Consider the following 3,106-nt stretch of genomic DNA (forward strand, 5'->3'; position numbering starts at 1 on the left):
CTCGGTGGTTTGCAGGGTAAACATCGTATCGAACAGCGGATGGCGGCTCATATCCCGCTTCACATTTAGCTTTTCCACCAACTCCTCAAACGGATAGTCCTGGTGCTCGTAAGCTTGCAGGGCACGCGTCTTCACATCCTCCACATAGCTTCGGAAGCTTTGCTCTGCCGTCGGATAGTTCCGCAATGCCAACGTTCCAACGAACATCCCAATCATCGGCTCCAGATCCGCATGCGGTCGTCCGGCAATCGGTGTGCCGACTACGATGTCCTCTTGCCCGCTGTATTGGTGTAAGAGCGCGGTGTATGCAGCCAGCAGCACCATATACAGCGTAGAGCCTGTGTGTGCCGCCAGTTCTTTCAGACGTTCGCTAGCTTCACGCTCCAGCCCGAACACCACCGTATCGCCTGCCGTACTTCGTATCGACGGACGGGCAAAGTCCGTAGGTAGATCCAGTACAGGCAGTTCACCCCGGAAGGCGTCGAGCCAGTACGCTTCCTGACGTTGCATCCACTTTTGATGAGCTTCGCTTTGCTGCCATACCGCGTAATCCTTGTATTGTATCCGCAGTGGTGAAAGCTCTTCACCGTCGTACAAGCGGACAAATTCATCGGTCAGTACCCCCATGGACACGCCATCCGAAACGATGTGGTGCATATCGAGCATGAGTAAATGCTGCGGTTCCTGCCCGGTTCCTTGTACGCCCAAATCCACCAAGCCTACCCGCAGCAGCGGAGCGGCTTGCAGATCGAACGGACGTACAAACTGCAGCACCCGTTCTTGTGCTTCCTTGCTGACCATCGTGTCCGTATCCGTGGTTGTGTCCTGATCTGTATCCGTAGTCGCATCTTCTGCCTGTACCTTCGTATATTCCACCTCAAACGGCACAGTGTGCTCAATCCATTGCATTGGCTCATTGTCCACTAATGCAAAGCGGGTGCGCAAGGTCGCATGACGGGCGATTAATTGACGGAACACGTCTTCTACCCGTTTCACATCCAGCGGTCCGCTCACCTGCAGCACCGACGGCATGTTGTAGTTCACATCATTCGGGTCGAACTGATGCAGCACATACAGTCGTTTTTGCGCCGACGATAACGGGTAGAAGTTGCGTTCTTCCGTTACCGGAATGGACGCATATGTTACTTGATCCAGATGTTCCAGTACGACTGCCAATTGCTCAATCGTTGGTGCTTCAAAAATACTGCGCAATGGAAGCGGCTTGTTCAGCTCCTTGTGAATCCTCGAGGCGAGCGTCGTCGCCCGCAGTGAATGTCCACCAATCTCGAAGAAGTTTTCCTTCACGCCGACCTGCGCCAGGCCCAGCACATCCTGCCAAATTTGCGCCAGCTTCACTTCCACCCACGTTCGCGGTGCGACATAATCGGCTCCGCTTTGCAGGCTGTCTTCTGGTGCTGGTAGAGCCTTGCGGTCGATTTTACCGTTCGGTGTCAGCGGCATTTGTTCCAGCTGTACCAGATAGGAAGGGATCATGTAACCCGGCAGCTTCTGGCTCAAAGCGCTGCGCATCTCACTTGCCACAACTTCCCCATCGGCGACCACATAAGCGCAGAGTTGCTTCTCCCCTTGCTCATCTTCACGTGCAACGACCACAGCTTCTCGCACTGCCTCCAGCTTCAACAGCTGCGTTTCTACCTCGCCCAGTTCGATTCGGTAGCCCCGAATTTTCACCTGTGCGTCAATCCGTCCCTTATATTCCAGCGTCCCGTTCACATTCAAGCGTACCAGGTCTCCTGTGCGATAGCAGCGTTCTCCGCTGCGGAACGGGCTGTCGATGAACTTTTCCGATGTCAGGTCCGGACGGTTGCGGTATCCACGTGCCACCCCGTCACCGCCGACGATCAGCTCACCCCATACCCCGACGGGCTGAAGCCGCATCGAACGATCCACGACATACGCTGTCGAATTATGGATCGGTCTGCCAATTGGCACCGATTCCGACTGCACACCAGTGATCGCATGCATTGTGGAAAAGGTCGTATTTTCGGTTGGGCCATAGATGTTACTGATCCGCAGGGACGGATGGGCCTCCAGCACCCGGTTCATATGTGGTACGGACATCACATCACCGCCGACCAGCAGCTCCCGTATCCCCTCGAACAGCGCCAGATCCTGCTGGGACAGCTGGTTAAAGAGCGGTGTGGTCAGAAACATCGTCGTAATGCCGTGGCTACGCACAGCTTCCTTAAGCTTGGGTGCGTCCAAAATGACATCCTGGCTCACTAGCACCAGCTGTCCACCATTCAATAGCGCCCCCCAAATTTCGAAGGTGGATGCATCGAAAACAACAGCCCCTGTTTGCAAAATGCGCGTGTCGGCATCCAATTGCGCGTAGTTTGTATTTTTCACCAAACGTACGACATTTCGATGCTCCACCATAACGCCCTTCGGCTGCCCCGTCGTACCCGACGTATAAATGACATACGCCAGATCGTTCGGACCAGACAACGGCTCCAGATTGGAACCATCCTCGTGATACACACTTTGTGCTCCATCCAGCACCAGCACATTACCGTCAAAAGCTGCTTTGTCCACCAGATGGCTTTGCGTCAACAACAGCTTCGCACCCGAGTCGTCCAGCATGTAGCGGATACGCTCCTCCGGATACGTCGGATCGATGGGCACATATGCACCCCCGGCTTTCAAAATGCCTAAGATCCCCACGATTAAGTCTACCGAACGCTCGGTCATCAGACCCACCAGTCGATCCTTCGTTACGCCTTGACTACGCAAGGTGCGCGCCAGACGATTCGCACGTTCATTCAGCTCGCGATAGGTCAGCTGCTCTCCTTCGAAGAACAACGCTGGCTGTTCCGGTGTCTGCGCCGTTTGTGTCTCAAACAGGCCATGAATCGTTCGCTCGCTTGGATACTCAGCAGCTGTATTGCCCCATACGCTGAGAATTTGCTCACGCTCCTGCTCACTTAACATATCCAGCTCCTGCACTCGAATGTCCGGCTTCGCCACCACCTGCTCCAACAGCTGTATCAGATGGCCCTGAGTCCGTTCAACGGCTTCACGATCATATCGCTTCGCATTGTATTCAAATCGGATTTTCATCGCTTCCTGCGGCATGACGACCAGA

The 3,106-nt window shown here is 54.7% G+C and carries 1 protein-coding gene; it reads right to left on the reverse strand.

The annotated features are described in order from the left end of the window. On the reverse strand, positions 1–3,106 hold a 3,106-nt coding region (locus AC5ELV_RS26195), incomplete at both ends, for an amino acid adenylation domain-containing protein (protein ID WP_493432441.1).

This window comes from Paenibacillus sp. NMA1017 (genome assembly GCF_058895805.1).